Annotated in this window: 5 protein-coding genes and 1 pseudogene; 4 read left to right on the top strand and 2 right to left on the bottom strand. The window is 64.7% G+C overall.

Annotated elements, in window-relative coordinates:
* A partial coding sequence (locus tag Q1J95_RS13090; protein WP_300268248.1) for a glutamate--cysteine ligase occupies nt 1-1122 on the top strand: 1122 nt, incomplete at its 5' end.
* A gap of 18 nt (nt 1123-1140) precedes the next feature.
* Here the strand turns inward: Q1J95_RS13090 and Q1J95_RS13085 are convergent.
* On the bottom strand, nt 1141-2109 hold the full coding sequence (locus tag Q1J95_RS13085; RefSeq protein ID WP_300268245.1) for a sugar-binding transcriptional regulator: 969 nt from the start codon (nt 2107-2109) through the stop codon (nt 1141-1143).
* Between the two features lie 103 nt (nt 2110-2212).
* Between Q1J95_RS13085 and Q1J95_RS13080 the strand changes: the two genes are divergently transcribed.
* The 3 genes from Q1J95_RS13080 to glpK all read left to right on the top strand — a co-directional run bounded on the left by Q1J95_RS13080 (nt 2213) and on the right by glpK (nt 6333).
* On the top strand, nt 2213-3922 hold the full coding sequence (locus Q1J95_RS13080) for a glycerol-3-phosphate dehydrogenase/oxidase (protein WP_300268242.1): 1710 nt from the start codon (nt 2213-2215) through the stop codon (nt 3920-3922).
* Between the two features lie 92 nt (nt 3923-4014).
* Nucleotides 4015-4767, top strand: coding sequence for an MIP/aquaporin family protein (locus tag Q1J95_RS13075; RefSeq protein WP_300268240.1), 753 nt, complete (start codon nt 4015-4017; stop codon nt 4765-4767).
* A gap of 51 nt (nt 4768-4818) precedes the next feature.
* Nucleotides 4819-6333: a glycerol kinase GlpK gene (glpK, locus tag Q1J95_RS13070; RefSeq protein WP_300268237.1), complete on the top strand. Its 1515-nt coding sequence runs from the start codon at nt 4819-4821 to the stop codon at nt 6331-6333.
* Between the two features lie 64 nt (nt 6334-6397).
* On the opposite strand, the pseudogene Q1J95_RS13065 reads toward glpK, so the two are convergent.
* Nucleotides 6398-6656: pseudogene (locus Q1J95_RS13065) on the bottom strand (signal recognition particle protein); the annotation flags it as partial.

Raw genomic sequence — 6656 nt, 5'->3', positions numbered from 1 at the left:
GCTCGCTCTACGGTGGGTCTGGAGTGGGAGATCATGCTGGCCGATCCCCAGACGGGCGATCTCGTGGGGCGCGGTCCTGAGCTTCTCACCGCGCTCGAGGACGCCAGCGGCCCGGAGCGTCACACGGTCACCGGTGAGTTGCTCACCAATACGATCGAAGTCACCAGTGGCGTCGGCGACACGGTCGCTCACGCTGTCGACGACATCGCCAACGCGATCGCCGCGGTGCGCGCGACCACCGATCCGAACGGTGTCGAGCTGCTCTCCGCAGGAAGTCACCCGTTCGCGCAGTGGTACGACCAGAGCGTCACGGATAAATCGCGCTATCACACGCTCATCGAGCGCACCCAGTGGTGGGGGCGCAACATGATGATCTGGGGCATCCACGTGCACATCGGCGTCGAGGATAGGTCGAAGGTCTCCCCGATCCTCAATGCGCTGTCGTGCTATCTGCCGCATCTGCAGGCACTGTCGGCGTCGAGCCCGTTCTGGGCTGGAGAGCGCACGGGGTACGCCTCGAACCGCGTGCTGGTGTTCCAGCAGCTGCCGACCGCAGGACTTCCCTGGCCGCTGCGCGACTGGGCCGAGTTCGAGTCGTACATGGACGACATGACCCGCACCGGAGTGATGGCTGACCCCAGCGAGGTCCGCTGGGATATCCGTCCCGCCCCGCGGTGGGGAACCATCGAGGTGCGTGCCTGCGACGGTATGTCGACCCTCGCCGAACTCGCATCCGTCGCCGCCCTCGTACAGGTGCTCGTCGAGCATTTCTCTCGCGAGCTCGACGACGGCCGTGCCCTGCCGACGATGCCGGCATGGTTCCATCGCGAGAACAAATGGCGAAGCGCCCGTTACGGGCTGGATGCGACGATCATCGTCGACGACGACGGTACGCAGGTTCCCGTGCGCGAACATCTCCTGGAGGCTGTGTCCGCGCTCGCCCCCGTCGCCGCTGACCTTGACTGTGCGAGGGAGTTCGCGGCGATTGCGACGATCGTGCACTCCGGGGCGAGCTACCACCGACAACTCGCGGTCGCCGAAGCCGCCCAGGGGAATCTGCGCGAAGTCGTGCACCATCTCATCCGAGAGTTCCGCAACGGACCGGACAGCTCGGTGCGGTAGCGACGGTGCCGGCCCGCGTCACGCGGGGGCGGCGAGCAGCCGCGCCAGTGACTCGTCGAGGACGACATCCGTGATGGCGCCCGCGACGATCGCCGCACGCAGGCTGGCGAGCTTCTTCTCGCCGGAGACAATGCACACCCGACGCGGCACGCGGCGAAGACGGTCGAGCCCGGGCCCTGTGGCTCGTGCGTTGAGCCGAATGTCCTTCCAGGTGCCATCCGCGCGGAAGAACACCGTTGCGACATCCCCGATGGCTCCGTCCTCACGAAGGCTGCGGTAATCGTCGGCGCTGAGGTATCCGCCCACGTACACCCGGCTGGGAACGTCGGCCGCGGGCGAGCCCAGGCTGAAGACAGCGAGATCCATCTTTGCCTGGTAGCGCAGCACGCGCTTCGTGCTGCGCTCCTGCCACATGGCTTCACGCGTATCGGGATTATCGAAGAAAGTGGGCACGGGAAACTGCTCGACCTGGGCTCCGAATGCGTGACCGAAGCGCTGCAAGATATCACTCGAGTACTCCACCCCGCTGGTCTGGGTGTTGCCGGCGCCGTTGAGCTGAACGATGATCGTGTCGTGCGTGTCCTTCTGCACGAGCGCTCGGCTGACCACACTGAGCGTAGAACCCCAGGCCACGCCGACGATCATGTTGGACTCCACGAACTGCGACAGAAGCCGCCCTGCGGTCAGCGCGACGCGTTCCACGCGTTCGAGTTCGCTGATGATCTCGGGCATCGGCACGACGTGCGCGGTGATATGAAAGCGATCGCGAATGCTCTGCTCCAGCATCCCGACCCGCTCGAATGGCGAGTTCACACGGATATCGACGAGGCCCGTCGCTCGTGCATAACTCAACAAGCGCGATACCGACGATCGCGAGGTGCTCAGCTCCTGCGCTATCGCATCCATCGTCTTGTCCTGCAGGTAGTACAGCTTCGCCGCCGTCAGCGCAGCGGTCACTTTTGCATCTCGCACGTGCGAATTCGTCACCTGGGTGGCCTCCTGACCTCAATATTTGCACATACGTGCAAGGGGTTTGCGCACGCGACGGTTGTGCCCTGAGGCTGGTGGCAGTCAAGAAGAGAGGTCGACGATGATTAATTCGACACGAGCATCGCTGCGCGACGCGGAAATAGGGGCCGTCCGGGAATCCGGTCAGGTGCCCGTGCTCATCATCGGCGGTGGAATCAACGGCATCTCGCTGTTCCGCGACCTCGCGCTCCAGGGCGTCGATGCCGTCCTCGTCGAACGACACGACTTCGCCTCGGGCGCATCTGCCGCATCGAGCCACATGATTCACGGTGGTGTGCGTTACCTCGAAAACGGCGAGTTTCGTCTCGTGCGTGAGTCGGTGCAGGAGCGCAACGGTCTCCTCAAGATCGCGCCCCACTACGTCAAACCATTGCGGACCACGATCCCGATCTATTCGACGTTCTCGGGAATCCTCTCAGCACCGGTGCGCTTCCTCACGCACCGCAGCGGGAAGCCCCAAGAACGCGGTGCGCTCCTGATCAAGATCGGGCTCATGCTCTACGACACGTTCTCGCGCGACGGTGGCATGGTCCCTCGGCATCGTTTCCTGGGACGCCGCAAGTCGCTGGCAGAGCTTCCCGCGCTCGATCCGCAGATCAAGTACACCGCCACATACTTCGACGCCTCCATGCACGACCCCGAACGCCTCGCTCTCGATGTGCTGCAGGACGGCCGCTCGGCACACAAGAGCGCCTACGCCCTCAACTACGTCGAAGCCGTCGCCAGAGATGGGGGCGCCGTCGTGCTTCGCGACAATCTCACCGGTGATGAGTTCACGCTCGCCGCCGACGTCATCGTGAACACCTCGGGCCCATGGACCGACCTCACCAACGACGCTCTCGGCGCGCAGACTCGCTTCATGGGCGGTACCAAGGGGTCGCACATCGTGCTCGACCACCCGCTGTTGCTGGAGGCGACGCAGGGGCGGGAGATCTTCTTCGAACATGAAGACGGTCGGATCGTGCTGATCTATCCGTTGAAGGACCGCGTCCTCGTCGGAACGACCGACATCGAGGCCGATCCCCGAGAGCCAGCACGCTGCACCGAGGCCGAAGTCGACTACTTCTTCGACCTCATCCACCACGTCTTCCCACAGATCGAACTGGACAGAGGCCAGATCGTCTATCGTTTCTCCGGCATCCGCCCCCTGCCACGTCATGAAGACACCGCGCCCGGTTTCGTCTCCCGCGACTACCGCGTCGAGGTCGACGAGAGCGGCGGAGTGCCGCTGGTGAGCCTTGTCGGCGGCAAGTGGACGACGTTCCGCGCGCTCGGTGCGACACTGTCCGAGAAGGTTCTCAACCTGCTGGGGCTCCCGCGCCTGATCTCGACAGCGGGCGTTCCGATCGGCGGCGGCGAGGGGTTCCCCCAGACCGTACGAGCCCGGCGTGCGTGGATGCAGACGCATCTGCCCGGCGCCGGAACACGCGCCGACGAACTCCTGAACCGCTACGGCACCCGCGCCAGCGAGGTATGGGAGTTCATCGAGTCGGGCGACGACAGCCCGGTCGACGGCACCACCGTCTCCACACGGGAGCTGGAATGGATGGTCGAGCGAGAGTTCGTCGTCCATCTCGCCGATGTCGTCCTCAGACGCACCAGCCTCGCCTTCACCGGCGACGTCGACCAGGCGACTCTCGATGCTCTCGCCCGCGCACTCGCTCCGATTCTGGAGTGGGATGACGCACGACGAGACCGCGAGATCGCACAGACGACCGAGTTACTCAATGACGCACACGGATTGACACTTCCCTCACCTGCCCGTCGCTGAGCGACGCAGATCCGTCGGCCTCACGACGGTTATTCATCACTGAACGGCGCCGACAGTGAGGCCTTCGTGCGCCCAGAAAGGTCAAAGAAGACATGACAGACATCAACCTGGGACTCTATTTCGTCTCAGAACTCGTCGGAACCGCGATGTTGGTGCTGCTCGGCTGCGGCGTCGTCGCCAACGTCGTGCTCGCCAAGACGAAAGGGTTCGGCGGCGGATTCCTGATGATCAACTGGGGCTGGGGGCTCGCGGTCTTCGCGGGTGTCCTCGTCTCGGCCTACTCCGGTGCGCTCATCAATCCGGCTGTCGCCATCGGCATGCTGATCGCCGGCACGATCACTGTGCCGATGTTCTTCGTCGCAATCGCGGCCGAGCTGATCGGGGGCATCCTCGGCGCAATCCTGTGTTGGGCGTCGTATCGTCAGCACTTCGACGATGAAGAAGACCCGGCGCTCAAGCTCGCTGTGTTCTCGACCGGCCCGCAGATCCGCTCCTACGGACACAACCTCCTCACCGAGATCATCGCCACCTTCGTGCTCGTCTTCGTCATCTTCGCCTTTGCGGACTACGGCGACATCGAGATCGGCGTTCCCGGTGGTCTCGGCCCGCTCTCGGCGCTGCCGGTCGCTCTGCTGGTTGTCGGAATCGGCGCATCCCTCGGTGGCCCGACCGGTTACGCCATCAACCCTGCCCGCGACCTCGGCCCCCGTATCGCGCACGCGATTCTGCCGATCAAGGGCAAAGGCTCCAGCGACTGGGCATACTCGTGGGTACCGGTCGTCGGTCCCCTCATCGGTGGCGCGATCGCGGCGTTCGCCGCTCCCGCGCTGCTGTCCCTGGTCTGATCCGTCGCACACATCACAGGCATACAATCCACACATTCAAAGGAGAAGGACATGGCTGACTACGTCATCGCAATCGATCAAGGCACAACTTCCAGCCGCGCGATCATCTTCGACAAGAAGGGCGCAATCGTCGAGACCGGGCAGAAGGAGCACGAGCAGATCCTCCCCAAGGCCGGGTGGGTCGAGCACGACGCATCCGAGATCTGGCGCAACGTCCAGGAGGTCATCGGGCTCGCACTCAGCCGCGCCGACCTGACCCGCCACGACATCGCGGCCGTCGGCATCACGAACCAGCGCGAGACCGCTGTCGTCTGGGACAAGACCACCGGCACACCCGTCTACAACGCGATCGTCTGGCAGGACACGCGCACCCAGCCCATCGTCGACCGTCTCGCCGGCGACGACGGGGTCGACAGGTTCAAGGACATCGTGGGCCTTCCGCTGGCGACGTACTTCTCAGGCACGAAGATCGCCTGGATCCTCGAGAACGTCGAGGGGGCACGCGAGAAGGCAGAGGCTGGCGATCTGCTGTTCGGCACGACCGACACCTGGGTGCTGTGGAACCTCACCGGCGGCACCGATGGCGGTGTGCACGTCACCGACGTCACGAACGCCTCGCGCACGATGTTCATGGATCTGGAGACGCTCGAGTGGCGTGACGATATCCTCCAGGAGTTCGGTGTCCCGCGATCGATGCTGCCGGAGATCAAGTCGTCATCTGAGGTCTATGGCACGGCGAAGAGCTCGTCGCTGCTACGCGAGACGCCGATCGCCGGCATCCTCGGAGACCAGCAGGCGGCCACGTTCGGCCAGGCTGCGTTCAACGCCGGCGAGAGCAAGAACACCTACGGAACCGGCTGCTTCCTCATCTTCCAGACCGGTGAGGAGATCGTCCGGTCGAAGAACGGGCTGCTCACCACCGTCGGGTACAAGCTCGGTGACGGACCGACGCACTATGCGCTCGAGGGCTCGATCGCCGTTGCCGGGTCCCTGATCCAGTGGCTGCGTGATCAGCTTGAGATCATCTCGTCTGCTCCCGAGGTGGAGAAGCTCGCGTCGTCGGTCGATGACAACGGCGGTGTGTACATCGTGCCGGCGTTCTCCGGGCTGTTCGCACCGTACTGGCGCCCGGACGCCCGCGGTGCTGTCGTGGGGCTCACGCGCTTCGCGAACAAGGGACACATCGCGCGGGCAGCACTCGAGGCGGTCGCGTTTCAGACACGAGACGTGTTGGACGCGGTCAACGCTGACGCCGGCGTCGATCTCAGCGAGCTCAAGGTCGACGGCGGCATGGTCGCCAACGACGCTCTCATGCAGTTCCAGGCTGACATTCTCGGTGTCCCCGTCGTACGACCGGAGGTCGCCGAGACGACCGCTCTGGGCGCAGCGTATGCAGCAGGCCTGGCAGTCGGGTTCTGGAACGGTCTCGACGATCTCAGCGCGAACTGGAGCGAGGATCGCCGCTGGGAGCCGACGATGGACGAGGCGGAGCGCGACCGTCTGCTGCGTCAGTGGCGCAAGGCCGTGACGAAGTCGATGGACTGGGTCGACGACGACGTCAAGTAGCCGCACAGCATGAAGGCGGGGCCGGAGATGTTCTCTCCGGCCCCGCCTTCATGCGTGTGCAGGATCAGCCCTTGCCGAACAGCTTCTGAATCTCGGCGAGATCTGCTTCGGTGGGCGCCTTCTGCTCGCCGAGGCCGAATCCGCTGCCGGAAGGGGCTGCCGGACCCGCTGCGAGCCCGGCGTTCTCGGCGGCGCGCTTGGCGGGGTTTCCTGATCGCGAGACGTTCTTGGTCTTGCCACCCTTCGTGCCTCGCTTCGAGTAGGCCCCGGGGCGTCCCATCCCTGGCATCGCCCCCATTCCTTGGATGTTCGGGGTGCCACCG

This window comes from Microbacterium sp. (genome assembly GCF_029263575.1).
Classification (GTDB): Bacteria; Actinomycetota; Actinomycetes; order Actinomycetales; family Microbacteriaceae; genus Microbacterium.
This window is presented reverse-complemented; position numbering and strand designations above follow the sequence as displayed.